Below are 24901 nucleotides of genomic sequence, written 5' to 3' on the forward strand. Positions count from 1 at the left end.
ACACACTATATTAATTATAGAATTTAATATTTTTTGGTATTACTCTAATATTAATATTTATACATTTTTATATTGGTTGGAAAAAATATATAGCAAGATGAAAAATTTTTTAGAAAAAAAATAATAAATTTTTTAACTAAATAGTGTGTGAAAATTTCCATATATTATAAGGTTTTTTTACTTTAATTTTCTTTTCTATCAGTTCGGTTTAAAAGAGAATAGAATCATAAATTCTTTACAATCAAATAATTGCTAGTTATAATAAAACCAAATTTGATAATTAGTGTCCTTCGGGGTCGGGTGAAATTCCCAACCGGCGGTGTTGTATATTTTTATACTAAGCCCGTGAGCTTCATATAGATTTTTTATATGTTGCTGATCTAGTTAGAATCTAGAGCCGACAGTATAGTCTGGATGGGAGAAGGATGGAGTGCATATATGGTATGGTTATTTTTTCAAAAATACTATCTGTATAGGCTTAATTCGTTGTGCATATTTTATATGCACAACAATAGACGCGCTATAGTACTGTCTTTTAATAGACTCAAATTGTACTTGCGTTTATTTAAGTATGCTTCCTTTCTTAAACATCTATTGCCCCTTAGGAGTTTCCTAAGGGGCTTTTCACTTTTTCAAATTAATTTGAATTAGAGGGTGTGATAAGGTGGATCAACTATTTATGAAATTAGAGATGGATATTACAAAGTCATTTATCGGGCATGGGTGTTATATGCTTTTTCGAAATGAGGTGAAAAAAACTTGTTTACTGGAATCGTTGAGGAAATAGGAACAGTAAAAAATATTGTAAAAAAAGGTAATACTTTATTGTTAACAATTGGCGCATCAATCATTTTAGAGGATGTTCATTTAGGAGATAGCATCTCTGTAAATGGGGTGTGTTTAACGGTTACGGATTTTACTAAAAATGAATTTACTGTTGATGTCATGCCTGAAACATTTCATGCATCCAATCTAAGTACTTTAGTTTCTAGCCAGAAAGTAAATTTAGAGCGGGCAATGGCTGCGAATGGACGTTTTGGTGGCCATATTGTATCGGGTCACATTGATGGTACAGGTAAAATACTATCTGTTAAAGCAATGGAAAACGCAGTAATGTATAAAATTAATATTCCAAGTCAGTTTGCTAAGTATTGCCTACAAAAAGGCAGTATAACGATTGATGGTACAAGTTTAACAATATTTGAAGTTGAAACTGATATTGTAACGATTTCTTTAATTCCTCATACCCGCTCACATACGATCTTAGGCAGTAAAAAATCTGGAGACGTTGTTAATATTGAGTTTGATTTATTAGGAAAGTATGTTGAAAAAATGCTTGGTATGAATGAGACGAAAAAGAGTTCTGCAATAACAACTTCATTTTTATCTCAAAATGGCTATATATAAAGGAGTAAGATCATGTTCTCTAAAATAGAAGAAGCAATTGAAGACTTGAAAAATGGAAAAATTATTATTGTTTGTGATGATGAAGATCGAGAGAATGAAGGAGACTTTGTTGTTATCGGAGAATTTGCAACTCCTGAAAATATAAATTTTATGGCAACACATGGTCGCGGTTTAATTTGTGCACCTGTTTCTGAAGAGATAGCTAAAAAACTAGATTTATATGACATGGTAACAAAAAATACAGATTCTCATGGAACTGCGTTTACAGTAAGTATCGATCATATCGATTCTACTACTGGTATCTCAGCATTTGAGCGTTCACATACTGTTTTACAAATGTTAAATGAAGAATCAACTGGAGCAGATTTTAGAAGACCTGGGCATATGTTTCCTCTAGTCGCTAAAAACGGAGGAGTTATTGAGAGACCAGGCCATACTGAAGCGGCAGTAGATTTAGCTCGAATGGCTGGGTCGAAAGAAGTTGGTGTCATTTGTGAAATTATGAATGACGATGGAACAATGGCAAGAGTACCAGATTTAATTCAAATCGCAAACAAGTTTAATTTAAAAATGATAACAATTAAAGATTTAATTCATTATAGAAGTAAAACTGAACAACTTGTTCAAAGAGAAGTTGAAATCAAATTACCAACTGATTTTGGTGATTTTAAGATGATTGGTTATACAAATGAGATCGACGGTAAAGAGCATATTGCGATTGTAAAAGGTAAAGTTGACGATGGTGAACCAGTGCTTGTACGTATTCATTCGGAATGTTTAACAGGTGATGTATTTGGCTCATGTCGTTGTGATTGTGGACCTCAGTTACAATCAACATTATCGATGATTGAAGAAGCAGGCAAAGGCGTAATTGTTTATATGCGACAAGAAGGCAGAGGGATTGGCTTACTTAATAAGTTAAGAGCATATAAGTTACAGGAAGAAGGCTTTGATACTGTTGAAGCAAATTTAAATTTAGGATTTGATTCAGATTTAAGAGATTATGCGATAAGTGCTCAAATTATAAAAGATTTAGGCATTGAGAGTATAGATTTAATAACTAATAATCCAGTTAAAATTGATGCGTTAAAATCTCACGGAATACAGATTAATAATCGAGTGCCAATTCAAACCGAAATGAAAACAGAAAACGAAAAATATTTAATTACTAAAATCGAAAAAATGGGACATTTATTACACTATTAATAGGGAGAGATAATTATGAAATTCGAAGGAAATTTAGTAGGATCAGGACTTAAAGTTGCAGTAATCGTAGGACGTTTTAATGAATTTATTACATCAAAACTACTTGGTGGTGCAGAAGATGCTCTATATCGTCATGGTGTAGAAGAATCAGACGTTGATGTTATTTGGGTACCAGGAGCATTTGAAATTCCATTAGTTGCAAAAAAACTAGCAGATTCAAAAAAATACGATGCGGTCATTACGCTAGGAACAGTTATTCGTGGGTCAACTACTCATTATGATTACGTATGTAACGAGGTAGCAAAAGGTGTCGCTGCTATTACTCTACAAACTGGGATTCCTGTTATTTTTGGTGTATTAACAACAGAAAATATTGAACAAGCGATTGAAAGAGCGGGCACAAAAGCTGGTAATAAAGGCTGGGATGCTGGTATTTCGGCAATTGAAATGGCTAATTTATTAAGAACTTTAAACTAAGTGTATATATAATAGAAGAAACTGGTTAAGGAGAGGTGAATTTTACCTCTCTTTTTTTTATTTTTTTATCAAGTGAAAGTTATTTTTTATGTAGAACAGCAATCTGAAGATTTGTTTAATCTCATAAAATTGTGGTAGTGTAAAATTTAGTAAAGCTTTATTTGGAGGTAGAAATTAAATGTTATTTTTACTAATTTTAGTATTGTTAGTTATCTTTATCATAACTTTTTTAAATACATATCCTCATTTTGGGAAGAAATATTCAAAGGATCAAATGGAGTCATTTTATGCTTTGGATCATTATAAAAATGGTAAGTTTATAAACCAAGTTCCTACGAGTATGAGTATGGATCTCAAAACAAATATTTCTATGATTAGAGACTTTGTTAAGAAAAATCCGAACCGTACGCCTAAAGATGGGATCCCAATGGAGAAAATCGATGTTTCATTATTGCATTCGAAAAATAACGACACAAAAATTACTTGGTTTGGACATTCAGCTTTATTAATTCAAATCGATGGAAAAAATATTTTAATTGATCCAATGTTTGGGAACGCACCCACCCCGTTTCCGCAATTTGGTGGTAAAAGATATAGTGGAGGTTTACCAATTGAGATCAATGAATTACCAAAAATAGATGCTGTCGTATTATCACATGATCATTATGACCATTTAGATTACGGTACTATAAAAAAAATAAAACAAAAGGTTAATCGATTTATTGTTCCTCTTGGTGTAGGGAGTCACTTGGTGAGCTGGGGAGTACCGAAAGAGAGTATTTCTGAACATAACTGGTGGGATGAATTTAAATTTGATCAATTAACATTAGCTTGTACACCAGCAAGACATTTTTCAGGGAGAAGCTTAACTGATCGTAACAGTACATTATGGTGTTCATGGGTCATCATTGGTGAGACAAAGAAAATTTATTTTAGTGGAGATAGCGGTTATGCACCTCATTTTAAGGAAATAGGGGAAAAATATGGACCGTTTGATCTTGCGCTAATGGAATGTGGTCAATATGATAAACGATGGTCTGCAATCCATATGCTGCCAGAAGAAACAGTTCAGGCTTTTGTTGATGTAAAAGGTGAAGTTCTTGTTCCAATTCATTTTGGTGCTTTTACATTAGCATTTCATGACTGGAATGACCCAATTGAACGAGCTGTTAAGGCTGCTAAAGAAAATGGGGTAAAGTATGCCACACCCAAAATTGGAGAAACAATTAATATAAGTACAGGTGAATATCCTAATTCAATTTGGTGGGAATAGTTTTTTTATTTTAAAAACAGCAGGATTGTACCTTTTAATATTGAATAAATAAAAAATCAATTTTTTAGGGAAGTGATGTAAATGGAAGCATTAAAAGAAAGTGCAAAAATAGTACAAGATTTAATTTTTGAGTTAGGTTATTCAAATAAAGTGATTGAATTACCAAATAGTGCAAGAACTGTTAAGGAAGCGGCGGATGCATTAAATTGTGAAGTGGCTCAAATAGCAAAGTCGATTATATTTAAATTAGAAAGTTCAAATAGCGCTGTACTAGTAGTAGCAAGTGGAATAAACCGAGTAAATGAGAAACAAATCGAGAAAATACTAAATGATAAATTAGGAAAAGCAGATGCTGATTTTGTACGTGAACAAACAGGGTTTGTAATTGGAGGAGTTTCACCAATCGGTCATAAAAACCAAGTAATTACATTTATTGATGAGGATCTATTACAGTATAAAGAAATATGGGCTGCTGCGGGTCATCCAAAAGCAATTTTTCAGTTAACACCAAATGAATTAATTGAAATGACAAAAGGTAAAGTAGTAAAAATTAAATAATAGAACTTAAATCATTTAGGCACATTCAAGTGTAATAAATCAGTTTTTGATTTACTATACTTAAATGTGCCTATTTATATTGGAAATTCTTACCTCGGGATTCATTTGAAATACGTCAGATTAAATTAGAGGGAAAGTGAGATGAATAAGTAAATGTTTAAATTTATTTGTACGACTTGTGGCGTTCAGTATAACAAGTCAATTGATCCTCCTGAGTACTGCATAATTTGTTCTGAAGAAAGACAATACATCAATCCAAGTGGTCAAAGTTGGACAACATTACAATCAATGAAAGAACAAAACTATCAAAATATTATTCGCTTTGAAGAAGAAAATTTATATAGTATTGTAACGAGCCCTAAGTTTGGGATTGGTCAAACTGCATATCTCATTAAGAATAAAGGATTTAATTTATTATGGGATTGTGTCACTTATCTAGATGAGAAGACGATTGAAGAAATTATGAGGTTAGGAGGAATCAATGCGATTGCTCTATCACATCCACACTATTACTCTAGTCAAATTGAATGGGCTGAAAGATTTGATGTACCTCTATACATACATGAAGATGATCAAGAGTGGGTTACGAGAAAAAGCGATAGGATTATTTTTTGGTCTGGTGAATCGTTAGAGCTTAACAAAGGAATTCAAATTCATCGATTAGGCGGGCACTTTAAAGGTGGGGCAGTATTAGAATGGAAAGCTGGAAATGAGCAAAAAGGAATACTGTTAACGGGAGATATAATTCAAGTTGTTGCAGATCCAAATTGGGTAAGTTTTATGTATAGCTATCCTAATTTAATTCCATTACCAGCCAAAAAAGTAAAAGAGATATCGTTAGCAGTAGAGAAGTTAACATTTGATCGGATTTATAATGCATTTCATGGGATTGTAAAAGAAAATGCAAAGCTCGTTGTCCATAATTCGGCTAAAAGATATATTGAAGCATTGAATGGGACTTTATTTGATACTTAAATGACAGTTAATAGTAGAAAAAAGGACCAAATTTAATTGGTTCTTTTTTGTGTTTTAGAAACGTTACTTGGGAACATTCTAGCGTTTAAATTAACTTAGAGTTTATTTCTATATTTTAATTAAAAATTTTTAATAAGTTAATTAAACGATTAATCGAATCCCTAAAATTGTTAAAAATCATGTTAATTTTATTGAAAGAAATGTAGAATTATGTCGTATTTTTTAAATAATGGTATAAACACTGAGAAATCAAGGCCTTTAATAACCCATTTGATTAAAAACAGAATATTCACGATAATTTAATTAAGGTAAATGAACGAAAGTTGTTCATTTTTAACGATTAATTACAATGAACTTTGTCAGAAAAAGATAATTTTTGTAATTAATTGTATTAGGTAAATTGTTGAAAACGAACTGGAGGAAGAAAAATGGGGGAAAACAGAGAGAAGGGTAAAGTTCTGAAAGGTTTTACAGTATTAGCTTTAACATCTAGTTTTATTTTAGGTTCTCTTGGACAAGTATCAAATGTTTCTAATGCAGCAAGTCCAAGTAAAGCGGAAGATATCCTGGCCAGTTTATCTTCAGAGCAAAGAGCGGCCCTGAAGCAGCTTTCGACGAATGAAGAATCAGGGCTTCAAATTTCATCTGATATTAATTTAGATTCTACAGAGCAAACTAGTGTCATTGTAGAGTTTGTGAGTCAACCTGTTAAAGTTGCTCAAATCGAAGCGAGTGTTGAAGGGAAAATCTTAACTAAATCGGATGCTGAAGCACAAATTGATCAAGACCACGATACGTTTACTAAAGATGTTGCTCAAGTATTAAATAGTGAAAAAAGTAAAAAAGTAGATTATAAAATTAATCGTTCATATAAAAATGCATTTAATGGTGTTTCCATGTCGTTACCAGCAAATCAAATTAAGAATCTACTAAAATCAAAAGCTGTAAAAAAAGTTTGGAGTAACCAAACATTTACGATTGATCCACCAAAAGAAAGTGATCAGTTAAAAGCAGATGAAGCGAATATTGGAAACTATACGCCATATGATGCGTTAGATCGTTTACATGCGGAAGGATTTACAGGTAAAGGTATTAAAGTAGGGATTTTAGATACAGGTATGGATTATAACCATCCAGACTTAAAGGATGCTTATAAAGGTGGATATGATTTCGTTGATAATGATAATGATCCAATGGAAACGACTTATGCCGATTGGAAAAAGTCGGGTAAACCTGAAATTAGTAATTCAGAAGCATATTACACTGAACATGGTACACATGTTGCAGGAATCATTGGTGGCCGAGGTAAAGCAAATAGTGATTATAAAACGTTAGGGGCAGCACCAGAATCAGATCTATACGCTTACCGAGTACTTGGACCATATGGAAGTGGAACAACTGATTCGATTCTTGCAGGTATCGATCGTGCTGTTCAAGACGGAATGGACGTTATTAATATGTCGCTTGGAGCAACAATAAATGATCCAATGTATGCAACGTCAATTGCAGTAAACAACGCAGTATTAAGTGGTGTTACAACCGTAGTAGCAGCAGGAAATACTGGTGATCAAATGTATACCCTCGGTTCACCTGGAGCTGCGGCATTAGCATTAACAGTAGGTGCGTCTTCTATTGCATTAGATGTTTATCAATACGCAGGAGTGAATAATGGTAAGAATTATTCAGTAAGGCAATTAGCACAAAATTATTCAGATGATATGAAATCTTTAAAAGGAAAAACATATCAGTTAGTTGATGTTGGTTTAGGAAATCCTGCCGATTTTACTGGAAAAGATGTAAAGGGGAAAATTGCGTTTATTAAGCGTGGAACGATTGGCTTAATTGATAAGATTAAAAACGCAAAAGCAAACGGTGCTGTAGGAGTATTGATGTACAATGATGAAACGAATAAAGCTGAAGGTGCAATCCAAGCATTTATTGGTGAATCAGTTGACGCAATTCCGGCGTTCTCTGTTTCAAATGAAGACGGATTAGCAATTTCCGCTGCAATTAAAGCTGGTGCAATAGATTTCACATTTGGAGACTATACAAAAATACAAACAAAATCAGATGAATTAGCAACATTTAGTTCAAGAGGTCCATCTCGTACGAACTATGATATTAAACCAGAAGTGACTGCACCCGGTGTATCCATTCTTTCAACTGTACCATTCTATGTAAATAATAAAACAGGAGATGGATCAAAACCTGAAGATTATAAATATGCATATTCACGCTTATCGGGAACGTCTATGGCAACACCGTATGTTGCAGGCGTATCAGCATTATTACTTCAATCAAATAAAGATTTACAACCAGAGGATATTAAATCAATCTTAATGAATACAGCTGATCCTTTATCAAAAGCTTATAGCGTCTTTGAAGTAGGCAGTGGACGAGTTGATGCTTATGAAGCAATCCACTCAAATGTAGAATTAGAAGTCGTGGATCAAACTTCTACAATTATTGGTGGAAAAGAAGAATCAATAAAAGAATTAACAGGTGGTATTAGCTTCGGTTCATATGGATCAAATGATGAAGACATTCAGGATTCTCGTAAAATTACATTAAAGAACCGCAGTGAAAAAGCAAAAGCATTCAAGGTTGATGTGAAATTCCAAACTGGAACAAGAGGATCTAAAGACGCGGCAGCGAACAATGTAACCTTAACTGGACCTACATCTGTCAAATTAGACGGAATTAGCCAAAAGAATATCAAGTTTAACTTAGACATTCCAAAAACAGCTGAAAAAGGTACATACGAAGGCTATATTAGATTCACAAATACAGCAGATTCAACTGAAGCATATCAAATTCCATTTGGTGGACGTTTTGTCGATGAAGGTATCGATACATTAAAAATTAACAATCCAATGTTTGGCACAAATACAGATTGGCCTGAAAATGCAAATCCATTTTTAAGTTTTAGTTACTCATTAAAATCATATATGAAAACGTTAGATGTAGTGTTACAAGATGCAGAGACTGGCGAGGATTTAGGTTTAGTTGGCTCATTTGTACCAATTGTATTGAATGAAAACGTAACTTATACAAATTCAAGAGGATTTAATTCGGTCTACTATCCATTTACGGGAGATGCGAAAAATCCAATTAGTAGCGAACCGATTAATGCAACAGCGGGGAAATATAGATTAAAAATGGTTGGAACAAATGAAAGAGGTAAAGTATTCACAAAAGTAGCTGATTTCATTTATGAAGCTGGTGCGCCAACTATGACGACTACCTTTGATAATTTAGATCAAAAAGTAATTGAATACAAAGACAGTCAATTTGATTCGAATGGACAATTTTTATATGACTTTAACATTAATTTAAATGATCCGGAAACTACAGAAGCAAATCGCTTAGGTATGCCGGTTGATCAATCTAGCAATGCAGTTGTATCATTTTACAATAGCCCGTTCCCTGCAAAGCCAAAGTATACAGATAAAAACGGCAACTATACTGACAAGATTTTAGTTAAGAAGAGTGCTAAACCACTTGAGGTTGCGTTTTATGGATTTGATGCAGCTAGAAACTTTACTGGAAACGCAACAAATATGTTAGAAGTATCATTTGTAAGTGAAAATTTACCATATTACTATTTAAAAGCAAATAAACAAACCGTTACAACAGGTGATACTGTCAATTATAGTATACGTTCAAATAACGTGAAAAATTTAAAAACAACGAAAATCAATTTGAAAGTTGATCCGAATCTTGCAACAATTCAAAATGTGGTTGTAAATGATGCAGTAAAACAGTATGGGGATGCGGATGTTTCTGTCTCTTCAGTACCTGCTGCAAGTGGTGCACTTCTTTATACATTTACGTTTACTTATAAAGGAACGAATGCTTTACCAGAGGATTTACAACTATTTAATTTTGATTTGAAAACAGCAGAAAAGTGGACAAAGGGTATGCCTTTTGATAGTAGTACAGTGACAGCATCAACAACTGACCAATCAAATGTAGAAACAAATAATATCTACACCTATATGGAATCTTATAAGCTTAAGTATGCTTATTCTAGAGTAGATGCTTTCCTACAATTAGAAGGAACAATTGATCAAACAACTAATCAATTGAACTATGCAATTGATCAAACGGCAATCGGTGCAAAAGTAACCGTGACCTCGTATGACGGAAAAACGACTGTAGATGCATCAATTAAAAACAAAAGTGGCCAATACATTGCTGAAGGTATAAAAGCTGATTCAAAACCTTATACTGTAAAAGTTGATGTGCCAGGCCATTTTACAATGACTAGAAAAATGAATCTAGCAGATGATGTACGTGGTGAAATAGTAGGAAAGAGAATGAATTGGAATTTAACACGAGCAGCAGCTGGAGATGTCAATAAAGATAATGTAATCGATATTTTAGATGCAATAGCTGTCCAAACGTATTGGGGGACAAATAAAGCCACTGCAGACTTTAACTTTGATAAAGTAGTAGATAAAAAGGATATGTCCTATATTGTGAAAAACTTTGGATTACAAAATCCTACAGTTGATAATACGCCAAAACCAAAAACTACCTATAAAGGAAAGGCTTTAGAAAGTATTTTAAAGGATTTAGGATTAAGTCAATAACAAGAAAGGGGAAACCAAATGAGTTGGTTTCCCTTTTTTGTGGTTAGATTTATTATTTATTTCATTGTTAAAGTTTGATTTAGTTCTTCTTTTTTCGGCTTAAAGGCAGATAAAGATAAAACGAGTAGAGAGATTACACCAATCCAAATAATAATACTCATTGGATGACTCATTGATAATCCTTTATCAAAATAGAAGATTTCTCTTAATCCATCTGCACCAAATCGCATTGGAACCCATGAGTAAATCCAGTCTTTTGAAAAAGTTGGTAAAAGTTCTTTTGGCATTCCGATTAAAGAACCCGAGAAGAAAAAGATTAGGGCAAAGATTCCTACGCCACCAAAGCCGATCCAAGACATGACAGCAGAAATTAGGATATGGAAACAGAAATAAGCAATCGTTAAATATAGTGCAACGACCAAGAAGTTTGGAAGTGTGAAGCCAATCCACTTTGCCATTATAGTTATACCGAAACCGATTAGGAAGGATAGGATTACTCCTAATAGTAATTGTTCAAAAATAACCTTTAATTTACTAATTGAATTTGATGTTTCTGTTTTCTTTTTCGCTAAAAAGACGATTACGGCACCTATTAAACTAGACATCCAAAGTGGTGTGATTAAACTTACTGGAGCATTTCCATTTGCTGTATGAGTTCCAATTGCATTTACATTTTCAACCTTCGTTATGATTGGATTTGATAATACTTCAGCTTGATTTACTGAAATTTGGCTCACGCTTTTCTTTAATTCATTAAAAACTTCAGTATGAATCGTTAAGTTAAGATTTTCTACTAAATGAGTTAGCATTTGACTAGCCATCGTTGATCCATTTGCATTTTTGCCTTGATTAACTAAAATTTTAATCGTTATTGGTGAAGGATTTGCTGTTTTTAATGAAGCCTGATTTTTACTTAAATCTTTTGGGAGAATAAGGGCAGCATAGTATTTTTGGTCATTTAGGCCTTTACGTACTTTTTCTTCACTTGATACTTGAATCCACTTAATCGCTGGTTTTTCACCATTTTTCGTTTTAGATAGTGCATTTATTTTTGCAACCATCATATTACCTATATTAACATTACCTTTTGAAGGTACTTGAGTTCCTTGATCTTCGTTTACGATCGCGATTGGAAGATTTTTAGGTGTAGGATTAACGGATGATGCTAATGTTAGACTGAATATAATCGCAACAACTAGTACTAGTATAGGAGCTAATATAGCTTGTTTTTGTTTAAATAAGTTCATTTTAATAACCTCCTAATTCTTTTAATAAAATAACTGAACAACGTGTTGACTATTGTTATGTGAAGATATTACAATGAGTTTTAATAAATCACAATAAGCAAATCATACAAATGTGTTCATTGCTAAACACATTTATCAAATTTGTTTAGTTAGAACTTATATTCCAGAAGGATGATCCAAAAATGAGTCAATCATTGAGAGAAATAAAAGTTGAAAAAACTAAGAAGTTAATAAAAGAGACGTTGTTAGATTTAATAGAAGAAAAAGGATTCGAAGCTATTTCAGTTAGAGATATTACTTTAAAAGCAGGATTAAATCGCGGTACATTTTATCTTCATTACAGAGATAAATATGATTTAATGGAAAAAAGTCAAAATGAGGTATTGGACGGATTACAGGATCGACTTATATTTATAAAGCCTAAAGAAATGAATGAGTTTTATTCAAATGATACGGTCTATCCACCTATTCTTAATGTATATCACTACTTAAAAGAAAATCAAAGGTTTATAAAAATTTTAATCAGTACAAAAGGTGACCCAGCTTTTCCGAAGAAAATGAAGGAACATATTAAAGAGTCGATTTATGAAAAACTAGTGGATTTATTAGAAGAAGAATACATGATTGAAATTCCACATGAATACACAACCGCATTTATTTCATCGGCATTCTTTGGACTTATGGAACAATGGCTAGAAAAAGAAGAACCAATTACCCCTGAAGAAATGGCAATCATGCATATGAAGCTTTTGAAGTTTATGAAGAAATTTGTTAGTCAAATCGCTAAATAATATATGCAAGAAAAAAGATGTCTCAACTTTTATTTGAGACATCTTTTTTCCTAATAATATTAAGATCTTGTTTCTGATATTGCAGTTCTTACCTTTTCAAATGATGTTTTAGCTTTGTGAGAGTTCAAGATCATTAAGTTTACGTACAATGCATCAATAATACTTAATTGTGCAATTCTTGAAGCAAGTGCCTCTGGTCGATATTCTGTTTCCTCAGAAGATGTGTAAAGTGAGACATCAACATTTTGACTTAGAGGAGATTTTGGAAAACCTGTAATTCCAATTGTTTTGGTACCGTTTTCATTTAGTACTTGCAAAATACGAAGGATGTCTTTATTTGAGCCTGAGTGTGAGATCACGATTGCCACATCTTCCTTTGTCAATTGAGAAGCTGACATCAATTGAAAGTGAGAATCTGTATACGAGTTCGCTTTTATTCCTGTACGAATAAATTTATGGAAGGCATCCATTGCAATAACAGACGAGCCACCTACACCGTATAATTCAACTTTATTTGCTTTTAATATAAGATTTACTGCTTTTTTAATCGAGGCACCATCTAGAATTTGGGCAGTATTTTCGAGTGTTCGAATATTAGATTGAAATATTTTATTTGCTATTGTTATTTCATCGTCTTTTTCGTTAATTTCCTCGTGGATTTGCTGAATCGGCGTCATAATTTCAGTTGCTAATGCAATTTTAAGTGCTTGGTATCCTTTAAATCCAATCCTTTTACAAAATCTAAAAACAGTTGCATCCGCAACGTTTAAGTCTTCAGCTACTTCTGTAATCGTACTGTGAATAATATGCTTTGGGTTTTGTAATATATAATCAGCTATTTTTTTTTCTTTATCACTTAATCGCGCATAATAAGAACGAATTTTACCTAAGCTGTTCGTTTGTTCCATATTCTTTACACCTTTCCTCAGGAAATTGATTTTTAGAAAAAATAAATTTTTAATATAGTATTAAATTGAAATTGTTTGTATTTTAAAGATTTAGAAAAGCATTATTATTTACTTAATAATTATTATATAGGAAAAAAGAGTTTTTTTTAATAATAATATGAAAACCCTTTCACAAGAAAATTATTTCGCATATTATCATTTTTGTCAAAAAAATTTTTTTCACACATATTTAGTATAGCAAATTTTCAAAATAAATGGGTTAAGTGATAAAGAGAAAAGGGAATATTATTTGCTTTAAATGAAGAAAGATGAAAATAAACATAGTTAACTGAATAGGTCTTTAAGAATAAGTAAAAATTAATACATTAGTCTTTAAGATAGGATTTCATTTTCAAATTCCATCTTTTTTTTAGTTATATTGTATTGAATTTGAAAGAAAATTTCCTAGTACTAGGTATAAATCATTAATTGTTTTTTCCTTAAAAGGATATTAAAATTTAGTAAAGAATAGTTAGATAAATATGGTTATAGAGATAGAGGAGGGTGCATATGATTGAGGGGGAAATCATAAAGTTTTATCGTGAAAAAATGGGGTTAACTCAAGCTATGCTTGGAGAAGGTATATGTACAACTACTCATGTAAGTAAAATTGAAAGAGGTAAGACGGCTTATTCACCTGATATTATTGCTTTATTTTCAGATCGTTTAGGAATCAATATTAATCAAGAAGTCCAATCTTTTTATAATTTAGAGAAAAAATTACATCTATGGCATGATGCTTTAATCATGAAAAAAGAAGCTCAAATAGAAGAATATAAAGCAGAACTTGAACAAATGCCCTTTATTGACTATTCACAATATGCAGCCCACTATAATTTACTAAGAGCAAGATATTATTTTCATAATCAAAACTTAGATGTGGTTAAACAAATACTTACTTATGTAAAAAAAGAATTTAGTAATTTATCTCCTTTCGAGAAAAATTTATTCTATCATCTTCAAGGTATGTACTATATATCGAACTATACTAGCCTAAGTAGTGAAGATCATCAAAAGGCAATTAAAGTATTAAAGATGATTAATATTGATGAGTATCGAAATGAAGAATATTATCACCATCTAGCAATCGCCTATCATTTTGGAAGTTCAAAAATCTTAGCGTATAAATATGCCGAAATGGCACTTAAGTTTTTTCAGAAGACAAACAACTACTTATTTGCAATTAGTTCCGAAACCCTTATGCTATTGCAGTACGGAAGTGAACTAGAGATGAATTTTAGTGAAGTTGTTGAACGCTATAAAGATTTGATTCATAACTGTGAAGTATTAGGTGATCGCGAACGCAAGGCCATTTTATTAAATAATCTCGGAGTGAAGTACTTTAAGAGAGAAGAATATGAAACTGCACTGTATTATTTTGAGGAAAGTATTAATGAAACTGAAAATAAAAAATCAATCAATTATTTAAGACGTTTGTGCAATTATTTAGAGACATGTACGGAAGGCACACTATTAGAAAAAGAGATACTTCTTAGTGTGATGAAAAGAGCATTAGCATTAGCAAAAATGTTAAAAAGCCCAGTACATATTACATTAATTAAACTATTTAAGCTTAAGGCTGAGGGAGCCCGTGAAAAATTTTATCAATATCTATCGGATGAGGCACTCCCATTCTTTTATTCGACTAATAATAAATTTTATATCGAACAGTTCGGTAAGAAATTATATAAATACTATATAGAGATCAAAGAGTATCAAAAAGCTGCCGAGTTATATGAGTCAATTGAACATACATTTGTTAGCATGTAACAAAAGAAAATACATAGACAACGTAAGTAACGTGTCTATGTATTTTTTTGTCTTTTTTAGGGTAGAAAAAGTGCATTTATTATTTTAGTGAATTTAAATTACCTAAAATTGGTTTAATCTGAAGTTGAAATATGTTGTAATTTGTCGATTTTCTTAAGGGGTATTGAGTAAACGTTGATAAATCAGGGTTTGTTATAACCCAATTGATTAAAAATAGAAAATTCTCAATAATATAATTAATAGAAAAAAACGACAATTGTCATTCTATTTTGTTGATTACTTGAAGAAGTTGTCAAAAAAACTTATATCTAGTAATTAACGTAAAAGGCAAACTAAGAAGAAAAATGAACTGGAGGAAGAAAAATGGGGGAAAAGAGAGAAAAAAGTAAAGTTTTAAAAAGTTTTACTGTTTTAGCTTTAACATCTAGTTTTATTTTAGGTTCTCTTGGACAAGTGTCAAATGTATCAAATGCAGCAAGTCCAAGTAAGGCAGAGGATATTTTGGCAAGTTTAAGTTCAGAGCAAAGAGCAGCTCTTAAGCAGCTTTCTACTAGTGAAGATTCTGGGCTGCAAGTTTCCTCAGATATTAATTTGGACTCTACTGAACAAACAAGTGTCATTGTAGAGTTTGCTAATAAACCAGTGAAAGTCGCTCAAATTGAAGCGAGTGTTGAGGGTAAAACTTTAACGAAATCAGATGCAGAAGATCTAATTGACCAAGACCATGAAACTTTTACAAAAGATGTTAGTAAAGTGTTAACAACTAGTAAAAGTAAAAAAGTAGATTATAAAATTAATCACTCATATAAGCACGCATTTAACGGTGTTTCCATGACATTACCAGCAAATCAAATTAAGAATCTATTAAAATCTAAAGCTGTAAAAAAAGTATGGAGCAACCAAACATTTTCAATTGATCCACCGAAAGAGAATGATCAACTGAAAGCTGATGAATCAAATGTTGCAAACTATACTCCATATGATGCGTTAGATCGCTTACACGCAGAAGGGTTTACGGGTAAAGGAATTAAAGTAGGGATTCTAGATACAGGTATGGATTATCATCACCCAGACTTGAAGGATGCTTATAAAGGTGGATATGATTTCGTTGATAACGATAATGATCCAATGGAAACAACTTATGCGGATTGGAAAAAATCAGGAAAACCTGAAATCAGTGGAACATCAACTTATTATACTGAGCATGGTACGCATGTAGCTGGTATTATTGGTGGACGCGGTGTAGCAAACAGTGAATATAAAACAATTGGTGCGGCACCAGAAGCTGACCTTTATTCTTATCGAGTGTTAGGAGCTTATGGTTCAGGTACTGAGGAAGACATTATTGCAGGTATCGATCGAGCTGTTCAAGACGGTATGGATGTTATTAATATGTCATTAGGTGCAAGCTTAAATGATCCGCTTTATGCAACATCGATTGCTGTAAATAACTCTGTTTTAAGCGGTGTAACGACAGTTGTTGCAGCAGGAAATAGCGGCGATCAAATGTATACGCTTGGTTCACCTGGTGCAGCAGCTTTAGCATTAACAGTTGGTGCATCGTCAATCGCATTAGATGTTTATCAATATGCTGGAGTAAATAATGGTAAAAACTATTCAGTTAGACAATTAGCTAGAAATTATTCTGATGACTTAACATCATTAAAAGGTAAAACATATCAGTTAGTTGATGTTGGCTTAGGTAATCCTGCAGATTTCAATGGTAAAGATGTAAATGGGAAAATTGCTTTCATTAAACGTGGAACGATTGCATTAATCGATAAAATTAAAAATGCAAAAGCAAAAGGTGCAGTTGGCGTTTTAATGTACAACGACGAAACAAATCAAGCTGAAGGTGCAATCCAATCCTTCCTTGGTGAATCAGTTGATGCAATCCCGGCATTTTCTGTTTCAAATAAAGAGGGAATTGAAATTGCAGCTGCAATCAAGGCTGGTGCATCAGAATTCACTTTTGGTGACTTTAAAAAGGTTCAAACTGCATCAGATGAATTAGCAGGATTTAGTTCAAGAGGTCCATCTCGTGTAAACTATGATATTAAACCGGAAGTAACAGCTCCTGGTGTGGCGATCCTTTCAACTGTACCATTTTATGTAAATAATAAAACTGGTGATGGGTCAAAACCTGAGGATTACAAATATGCATATGAGCGCTTATCAGGTACATCGATGGCGACACCTTATGTAGCAGGTGTATCAGCATTATTACTTCAATCAAATAAGGACTTACAACCAGAAGATATCAAATCAATTCTAATGAATACAGCTGACCCGTTATCTAAAGCTTATAGTGTATTTGAAGCAGGTAGTGGACGTGTTGACGCGTATGAAGCAATTCATTCGAATGTAGAATTAGAAGTAGTAGATCAAACGCCAACGTATATTAATGGCAAGCAAAAATCAATTAAAGAATTAACTGGTGGCATTAGCTTCGGATCTTATGGTTTCGATGATCAAGATATTGCAGATTCTCGCAATATTACATTAAAAAATCGTAGCGAAAAAGCAAAAACATTCAATGTTAATGTGAAATTCCAAACTGGACTAAGAGGATCAAAAGATGCAGCTAAGAACAATGTAACTTTAACTGGCCCTACATCTGTAAAATTAAATGGAATTAGCCAAAAGAATGTTAAGTTTAACTTAAATATTCCAAAAACAGCAGAAAAAGGAACATATGAAGGTTTTATTACATTTACAAATACCGTAGATCCATCAGAAACATATCAAATTCCATTTGGTGGTCGCGTAGTCGATGAAGGAATCGATTATTTTAAAATCGACAACCCAATGTTTGGTAATGATACGAGCTGGCCAGCAAATGCCTTCCCGTTCTTATCATTCGATCTATCATTAAAGTCACACATGAAAACACTAGATGTATTATTACAAGATGCTACAACGGGTGAAGATCTTGGTTTAGTTGGTTCTTTTACACCAATCGGATTGAATGAGAATCAAGATTACTTTATTGGAAGAGGATTTAGTTCAATTTACTATCCATTTACTGGTGATTCAAAAAATCCAATTAGTTATGATCCAGTAATAGCAAAAGCAGGAAACTATAAATTAAAATTAGTTGGTACGAATGAAAAAGGTAAAACATTCGTAAAAACTGCTGACTTTGTTTATGATGTTGCAGCACCTAAAATGACTTCGAGCTTTGATTCATTAGATCAAAAAGTAATTGAATACAAAGATAGTCAATTTGATTCAAAAGGCGAATTCTTATACGACTTTAATATTAATCTAAATGATCCTGAAACTGCTGAAGCTAACCGTTTAGGTTTACCAGTAGATCAGTCAACTAATGCAGTAGTTTCATTTCACGATAGCCCGTTCCCGGCTAATCCAATTAAAACAGATAAGAACGGAAATTATACAGACCAGATTTTAGTTAAGAAGCGTTCTACACCATTACAAGTTTCATTCTATGGTATGGATGCAGCAAGAAACTTTACTGGAAATGCAACAAATATGTTAAGACTAGTATTCGTAGATCAAAATTTCCCATACTACTACTTAAAAGCAAATAAACAAACAGTTACAACGGGTGATACTGTTAATTATAGTGTTCGTTCAAACAATATTAAAAACTTAAAAACTACTAAAATTAATTTCAGTGTTGATCCAAATCTAGCAACAATTCAAAATGTCGTTGTAAATGATGCAGTAAAACAATATGGTGATGCACAAGTTTCAGTAACTTCAAAACCTTCTGGATTAAGTCAGCTTTATACATTTACATTTACTTACAATGGAACAAAAGCTTTACCAGAAGACTTACAATTATTTAATTTCGATATGAAAACAGCAGAGAAATATACAAATTTCATCCCAAATGATTGGTACACAATGACTGCATCAACAATTGATCAATCTAATGTTGAGACAAAAGATGTGTATGCGTACATGGAATCTTATAAAGTTAAAAATACTTATTCTAAAATTGATGGAGCATTAAATTTAGAAGGAGCATATGACCCAATAACAGGAAGCCCTAATTATGCGCTTGATCAAAGTGTAATTGGTGCAAAAGTTACAGTTACATCTTATGATGGAAAAACAACTGTTCAACCTTCAATTAACAAAAGCGGACAATACAGCGCTGAAGGCTTAAAAGCAGATACAAAACCTTATACTTATAAAGTTGATGTACCTGGACATTTTACAATGAACAGACAAGTACTTTTATCAAATGAAGTACGTGGAGAAACGTTAGGAAAGAGATATAATTTAGGTTTATTAACAGCTGCAGCAGGGGACGTTAACAAAGATGATGTAATCGATGTGTTGGATGCACTAGCTGTACAAACGTATTGGGCTACAAATAAGGCTACAGCAGACTTTAACTTTGATAAAGTAGTAGATAAAAAGGATATGGACTATGTTGTTAGAAACTTTGGATTACAAAATCCTACTGTTGATAACGCACCAAAACCAAAGACTACTTATAAAGGTGCAACTTTAGATAGTATTTTAAAAGATTTAGGTTTAGATCAATAATAATTTAGAAGAGGGAAGCTAGCTAGATTGGCTTCTCTTTTTTATGTTATCGGAATATACGTGGAATGATGTAGTAATGAAGTGCAATTAAAATAGTGAAAACTGCAATTAAAAAGTATGGAACTACAATTAAAAAAGCGAAATCTGCAAATAAATTGGGGAGCGTGCAAATAAATATTCGAAAACTGCAAATAAAATTATCATATCTACAATTAAAAAAGTCCAATCTGCAAATAAAAACAGTGGAACGGCATATAAAGCCATAAATTTTAATTAAATTGAGTGAAAAATCATAGATAAGTAAAAAGATAAATTCAAAATGACCAAAAACAGAAGTAACGTCCAATGAAACAATCGAAAAGTACAAATTGAGAAGTCAAAAAGCATTCTTTTAGATTGTCACAAACATTCGTTTTCTTCGTTACTCTTTACCTTTTAAAGATAACCCCGCCTTTTTCCTTTCTCGTTACTTTCCACAAAAAATGTGTTAATTTATGACCATTTTAAATGAAAAACAGCCCTAATAAATGATGGAATAAAATATTGTAAAATAGTTTTTTTTTTCAATTAGTAAGAAAAAGCGATCATCCCGAGGTTTATTTAAAACCATTAAAGTTCATTTAAAAAGTAAACGTTTTCAAATAACTAACTATTTCTTTTAAAATGATAGAAAAATTGGGTTATTTCGATTGTTTTTCACCGGAGAATTTAGAAGAATCCTGTCGAATGTAGAGAGCGATATTTCGAACTATTGGTAAATTAGGGGAGGGATAACCCAATTGACCGAAAATTGAAAAAAAATGATAATAAATGTAGAAAGTAAATTTGATGTAAAAAGGTAATATGATTTTCATTGAATATTACTTTAGATAAGAAAAAGCCAGGAGGAAGAAGAATGGGGAAAAGAGTAAAGAAAAGTAAGTTTGTATCAGGCTTTACCGTATTAGCTCTATCATCTAGTGTTGTTGTTGCACCGATTGCACATGTAACAAATGTTTCAAAGGCAGCAGGGAAAACGAAGACAGAAACAATACTTGCAAATTTAACTTCCCAGCAACGAACTGCATTAAAACAAATTTCAACGAATGAATCGACAGGGCTTCAAATCTCCTCAGACATAGATCAAACGACTACCAAACAAACCTCAGTTATTGTAGAGTTTGCAAATAAGCCTGCGAAAGTGGCAAAAATTGAGGCGCAAGTAGAAGGTAAATCATTAACTGAGACACAAGCAGGGAAATTAGTTGATCAAGATCATGCTACTTTTACTGCAGAAGTGGGACAAGTTCTTAAAGATGAGAATAATAAAAAGGTAGATTTTAAAATTAAACATTCATATAAAAATGCCTTTAACGGCGTTTCAATGAGTCTACCAGCAAATCAAATTAAGAATCTATTAAAATCAAAAGCAGTTAAGACTGTTTGGAGTAACGAGAAGTTCTCTATTGACCCTCCAAAGGAATCAGATAAGAATAGCGAGTTAAAAGCAGACGAATCGAAAGTAGCAAACTATACGCCATATGATGGCTTGGATAAGCTACATGCTGAGGGCTATACAGGAAAGGGCATTAAAGTTGGTATTCTTGATACAGGTATTGATTACAACCACCCAGATTTAAAAGGCGCATTCAAAGGTGGATATGATTTTGTAGATAATGATAATGATCCAATGGAGACTACCTATGCTGATTGGGTAAAAGCTGGTAAACCAGGTTCTGCAAATGGAGCTGATTATTATACTGAGCATGGTACTCATGTAGCAGGTATCATTGGTGGACGTGGCGCGTCAGATAGTGAATACAAACAGGTTGGTGCAGCACCAGAATCTGATATCTATTCATATCGTGTACTTGGACCTGGTGGGGTTGGAACAAGTGAAGCTATTATAGCAGGTATTGATAAAGCAGTAAAAGATGGCATGGATGTGATTAATATGTCATTAGGTGCGTCGTTAAATGACCCGCTTTATGCAACTTCTATCGCGGTTAACAATGCTGTATTAAGTGGCGTAACGACTGTCGTAGCTGCAGGAAATGATGGAGACAAAATGGACACGTTAGGTTCACCAGGAGCGGCTGCATTAGCATTAACTGTTGGAGCTTCATCTGTTGCCATTGATCTTTATCAATTTAATGGAACACAGGATGGAAACAAATACAACTTTAGACAATTAGCTCAAAATTATTCTGATAATTTAACGACATTAAAAGGAAAAACCTATCAACTCGTTGACGTAGGGTTAGCAAATCCAACTGATTTTACAGGAAAAGACTTAAAAGGCAAGATTGCTTACATACAACGTGGAACGATTGCTTTGATTGATAAAATTAAAAATGCAAAAGCAGCTGGCGCAGTTGGTGTATTAATGGCTAATAATATTGATAACCAAAGTGAAGGAGCAATCCAAGCATTCTTAGGTGAATCAGTAGATGCTATTCCTTCATTCTCCGTATCATATGAAGAGGGATTAAAAATCACAGCAGCGGTTAAAACAGGTAAAAATGAAGTTTCTTTTGGTGATTATACTAAGCTACAAACAGCTTCAGATGAATTAGCGACATTTAGTTCAAGAGGACCTTCACGTGTAAACTATGATATCAAGCCAGAAGTGACTGCTCCGGGTGTTTCGATTCTTTCAAGTGTACCATTTTATGTAAATAATAAAACAGGTGATGGATCAAAGCCTGAAGATTATAAGTATGCATATGAGCGTATGTCTGGAACATCAATGGCAACACCATATGTAGCAGGTGTATCTGCACTATTACTTCAATCAAATAAAGACTTACAACCAGAAGATATCAAATCAATCCTAATGAATACTGCTGATCCCCTATCAAAAGCTTATAGTGTATTTGAAGTAGGTAGTGGACGTGTAGATGCATATGAAGCAATTCATTCAAATGTAGAATTAGAAGTTGTTGATAAAACACCAACGATCGTAAATGGCAAAGAAAAACTAATTAATGAGTTAACCGGTGGGATGAGCTTTGGTTCATATGGATTTGATAATATTGATATTGCAGATTCTCGTAGTGTTACTTTAAAAAATCGTAGTGAAAAAGCAAAAACATTTAGTGTTGACGTGAAATATCAAACTGGATTAAGAGGATCTAAGGATGCAGCTTCTAATAATGTTACACTTTCAGGACCTACATCAGTTAAGTTAAATGGAATTAGCTCGAAATCAATTAAGTTTAATTTAAACATTCCAAAAACTGCTGAAAAAGGAACATATGAAGGTTATGTTACATTCACGAATACATTGGATCCAACTGAACAATATCAAATTCCGTTTGGTGTTCGTGTAGTTGAAGAGGGGATCCAATCATTTAATTTATTCAACCCACTTTATTCAAATAAAATTACGAATCCAACTTATGCGTATCCATTTATTGATGGAAGTGTTTCTCTAAAAACACATATGAAATCATTAGATGTTATCGTTCAAGATCCAACAACAGGTCAAGACTTAGGGATTATTGGTTCATTTAATACAGCAGTAATGAAAGAAGATGTAGTGTACAATATTGGACGACTTGTTGGTGCATATTATTTCCCATTCACTGGAGATGCGACAAACCCAATTAGCAGTAAATATGAATTATTTAAACCAGGTCACTACAAATTAAGACTAGTTGGTGTGAGTGAAAGTGGAAAAACATTTGCTGAAGCTAGAGACTTTATGTTGGAATATGCTGTTCCGAATATGACTTCAAGCTTTGACAAGTTAGATCAAAAGGTTATTGAGTATAGTGATAGTCAACTAGATAAAAATGGACAAATGTTATACGACTTCAACATTAATGTAAATGATCCAGAAATTGATGAAGCGAAAAAATACGGTATTAAAGCTGATCAATCAGATAACACAATTGTTTATACTTATAATTCTTTCTTCCCATCATTACCGATTAACGTAGATAAAAATGGGGATTATACTGATCAAATTTTAGTTGATAGTAAATATTCAGTATTACCTTTAACATTCTATGGAATGGATGCTGCATTAAATCCAACTGCACAAATTAGAATTGCTTTTGTAAAAAATACAACTCCGTATTATTACTTAAAAGCGAATAAGCAAAACATTGTACCTGGTGATACTGTAAACTACTCTGTAAAAGCAAATAATATTAGTAACTTAAAAACTACTAAATTAACTCTTCAATTGAATAATAAACAGGGGATCATTGACAATATTCTAGTAAATGATGAAGTTAAAAAATATGGAGACGCACAAGTTTCAGTAAAAACATCTCCTACTACTTGGGATTATATTACGCAATATGACTTTACTTTTACTTACTCAGGTTCAGCTAAGTTACCAGAGGATACTCAATTATTTAATTTCGATATAAAAACAATCGATCAATCATTTACAACAGGTCCAGCGATTAACTTCTCAGGTAACGGTACATCTACAATCGATACATCAAATGTTGAAACGAAAAACGTCTACACTTATATTGAAGGATACAATGTAAAACCATCAGTTTCAAAACTTACAGGTACACTTCAAGTAGAAGGAGCAAAAAACCCTCTAACAGGTGAAACAAACTATGCGATTGATCAAAGTAAATTAGGTGCAAAAATTACATTAACATCGTATGATGGAAAAACTGTTTTACAAGCACCAATCACATCAAAACAAGGTGACTATGCATTTGATGGTGTTAAACTAGACAATAAACCTTATACATTATCTGTAGATGTACCAGGTCACTTTACAATGAATAAAACAATGGATAATTTATTTGATAATATCCGCGGTGATTTAATCGGTAAGCAGTTACGATATTTATTAGATATTGCACCTGCTGGTGATGCAAATAAAGACGATGTAATCGACGTATTAGATGCATTAGCTGTACAAACTTACTGGGGCACAAACAAAGCATCTGCTGACTTTAACTTTGATAAAGTAGTTGATGCAAAAGATATGGATTATGTAGTGAAGAATTTTGGATTACAAAATTCAACAGTTCCAAATCCTCCTAAAGCTAAAAAATCATATAAAGGTGCTACATTAGATAGTATTTTAAGTGATTTAGGTTTAAATCAATAAAAGAGCAAGAAATGTAGGACAATGGAAAAAATTTAAACTAAGAGGCAGTCTTCTCCCGATGAT

General features: G+C 32.7%; 13 protein-coding genes and 1 riboswitch. Of the genes, 11 read left to right on the forward strand and 2 right to left on the reverse strand.

Annotation, left to right across the window (positions count from 1 at the left end; translation table 11 throughout):
* Positions 1 to 282 precede the first annotated feature (282 nt).
* Positions 283 to 430, forward strand: a riboswitch (FMN riboswitch).
* 329 nt (positions 431 to 759) lie between these two features.
* From ribE to BED47_RS24340, 7 genes are all read left to right on the forward strand, one after another.
* Positions 760 to 1407 carry a riboflavin synthase gene (gene ribE / locus BED47_RS05600; RefSeq protein ID WP_069032798.1) on the forward strand — a complete coding sequence of 216 codons (648 nt, stop codon included), beginning with the start codon at positions 760 to 762 and terminating at the stop codon, positions 1405 to 1407.
* Positions 1408 to 1419: 12 nt separating this feature from the next.
* Positions 1420 to 2613 (forward strand): bifunctional 3,4-dihydroxy-2-butanone-4-phosphate synthase/GTP cyclohydrolase II, encoded by a 1194-nt coding sequence (locus tag BED47_RS05605; protein WP_069032799.1) that lies wholly within the window; start codon positions 1420 to 1422, stop codon positions 2611 to 2613.
* 15 nt (positions 2614 to 2628) lie between these two features.
* Positions 2629 to 3090, forward strand: coding sequence for a 6,7-dimethyl-8-ribityllumazine synthase (gene ribH, locus BED47_RS05610; protein WP_069032800.1), 462 nt, complete (start codon positions 2629 to 2631; stop codon positions 3088 to 3090).
* Positions 3091 to 3364: 274 nt separating this feature from the next.
* Complete coding sequence (locus BED47_RS05615; RefSeq protein WP_069032924.1) at positions 3365 to 4363, forward strand: MBL fold metallo-hydrolase; 999 nt, start codon at positions 3365 to 3367, stop codon at positions 4361 to 4363.
* An 81-nt stretch (positions 4364 to 4444) separates the two neighbouring features.
* A complete protein-coding gene (locus BED47_RS05620) occupies positions 4445 to 4921 on the forward strand; it encodes a YbaK/EbsC family protein (protein WP_069032801.1) in 477 nt (158 codons plus the stop codon).
* Between the two features lie 153 nt (positions 4922 to 5074).
* Positions 5075 to 5896 carry a hypothetical protein gene (locus BED47_RS05625; protein ID WP_069032802.1) on the forward strand — a complete coding sequence of 274 codons (822 nt, stop codon included), beginning with the start codon at positions 5075 to 5077 and terminating at the stop codon, positions 5894 to 5896.
* Positions 5897 to 6324: 428 nt separating this feature from the next.
* Positions 6325 to 10491 (forward strand): S8 family serine peptidase, encoded by a 4167-nt coding sequence (locus tag BED47_RS24340; protein WP_069032803.1) that lies wholly within the window; start codon positions 6325 to 6327, stop codon positions 10489 to 10491.
* A 56-nt stretch (positions 10492 to 10547) separates the two neighbouring features.
* Here BED47_RS24340 and BED47_RS05635 read toward each other — a convergent pair whose 3' ends face one another.
* Positions 10548 to 11738 carry a YhgE/Pip domain-containing protein gene (locus BED47_RS05635; protein ID WP_069032804.1) on the reverse strand — a complete coding sequence of 397 codons (1191 nt, stop codon included), beginning with the start codon at positions 11736 to 11738 and terminating at the stop codon, positions 10548 to 10550.
* 182 nt (positions 11739 to 11920) lie between these two features.
* Between BED47_RS05635 and BED47_RS05640 the strand changes: the two genes are divergently transcribed.
* Positions 11921 to 12529, forward strand: coding sequence for a TetR/AcrR family transcriptional regulator (locus BED47_RS05640; protein ID WP_069032805.1), 609 nt, complete (start codon positions 11921 to 11923; stop codon positions 12527 to 12529).
* Between the two features lie 59 nt (positions 12530 to 12588).
* Here BED47_RS05640 and BED47_RS05645 read toward each other — a convergent pair whose 3' ends face one another.
* Entirely contained in the window at positions 12589 to 13437 is an 849-nt protein-coding gene (locus BED47_RS05645) for a MurR/RpiR family transcriptional regulator (RefSeq protein WP_025672344.1), read from the reverse strand.
* A 549-nt stretch (positions 13438 to 13986) separates the two neighbouring features.
* Between BED47_RS05645 and BED47_RS05650 the strand changes: the two genes are divergently transcribed.
* From BED47_RS05650 to BED47_RS05660, 3 genes are all read left to right on the forward strand, one after another.
* Positions 13987 to 15246, forward strand: coding sequence for a helix-turn-helix domain-containing protein (locus tag BED47_RS05650; RefSeq protein WP_069032806.1), 1260 nt, complete (start codon positions 13987 to 13989; stop codon positions 15244 to 15246).
* Between the two features lie 363 nt (positions 15247 to 15609).
* Positions 15610 to 19770: a S8 family serine peptidase gene (locus tag BED47_RS05655; protein ID WP_069032807.1), complete on the forward strand. Its 4161-nt coding sequence runs from the start codon at positions 15610 to 15612 to the stop codon at positions 19768 to 19770.
* Between the two features lie 895 nt (positions 19771 to 20665).
* Positions 20666 to 24838 carry a S8 family serine peptidase gene (locus BED47_RS05660; RefSeq protein ID WP_069032808.1) on the forward strand — a complete coding sequence of 1391 codons (4173 nt, stop codon included), beginning with the start codon at positions 20666 to 20668 and terminating at the stop codon, positions 24836 to 24838.
* The last annotated feature ends 63 nt before the right edge of the window (positions 24839 to 24901 follow it).

It is taken from the genome of Gottfriedia luciferensis (assembly GCF_001712755.1).
GTDB lineage: Bacteria > Bacillota > Bacilli > Bacillales > Bacillaceae_G > Gottfriedia > Gottfriedia luciferensis_B.

Coding starts and splice junctions, on each gene's coding strand:
- BED47_RS05605 (WP_069032799.1), top strand. CDS start 1,420: ATGTTCTCTAAAATAGAAGAAGCAATTGAAGACTTGAAAAATGGAAAA.
- ribH (WP_069032800.1), top strand. CDS start 2,629: ATGAAATTCGAAGGAAATTTAGTAGGATCAGGACTTAAAGTTGCAGTA.
- BED47_RS05615 (WP_069032924.1), top strand. CDS start 3,365: ATGGAGTCATTTTATGCTTTGGATCATTATAAAAATGGTAAGTTTATA.
- BED47_RS05620 (WP_069032801.1), top strand. CDS start 4,445: ATGGAAGCATTAAAAGAAAGTGCAAAAATAGTACAAGATTTAATTTTT.
- BED47_RS05625 (WP_069032802.1), top strand. CDS start 5,075: ATGTTTAAATTTATTTGTACGACTTGTGGCGTTCAGTATAACAAGTCA.
- BED47_RS24340 (WP_069032803.1), top strand. CDS start 6,325: ATGGGGGAAAACAGAGAGAAGGGTAAAGTTCTGAAAGGTTTTACAGTA.
- BED47_RS05635 (WP_069032804.1), bottom strand. CDS start 11,738: ATGAACTTATTTAAACAAAAACAAGCTATATTAGCTCCTATACTAGTA.
- BED47_RS05640 (WP_069032805.1), top strand. CDS start 11,921: ATGAGTCAATCATTGAGAGAAATAAAAGTTGAAAAAACTAAGAAGTTA.
- BED47_RS05645 (WP_025672344.1), bottom strand. CDS start 13,437: ATGGAACAAACGAACAGCTTAGGTAAAATTCGTTCTTATTATGCGCGA.
- BED47_RS05650 (WP_069032806.1), top strand. CDS start 13,987: ATGATTGAGGGGGAAATCATAAAGTTTTATCGTGAAAAAATGGGGTTA.
- BED47_RS05655 (WP_069032807.1), top strand. CDS start 15,610: ATGGGGGAAAAGAGAGAAAAAAGTAAAGTTTTAAAAAGTTTTACTGTT.
- BED47_RS05660 (WP_069032808.1), top strand. CDS start 20,666: ATGGGGAAAAGAGTAAAGAAAAGTAAGTTTGTATCAGGCTTTACCGTA.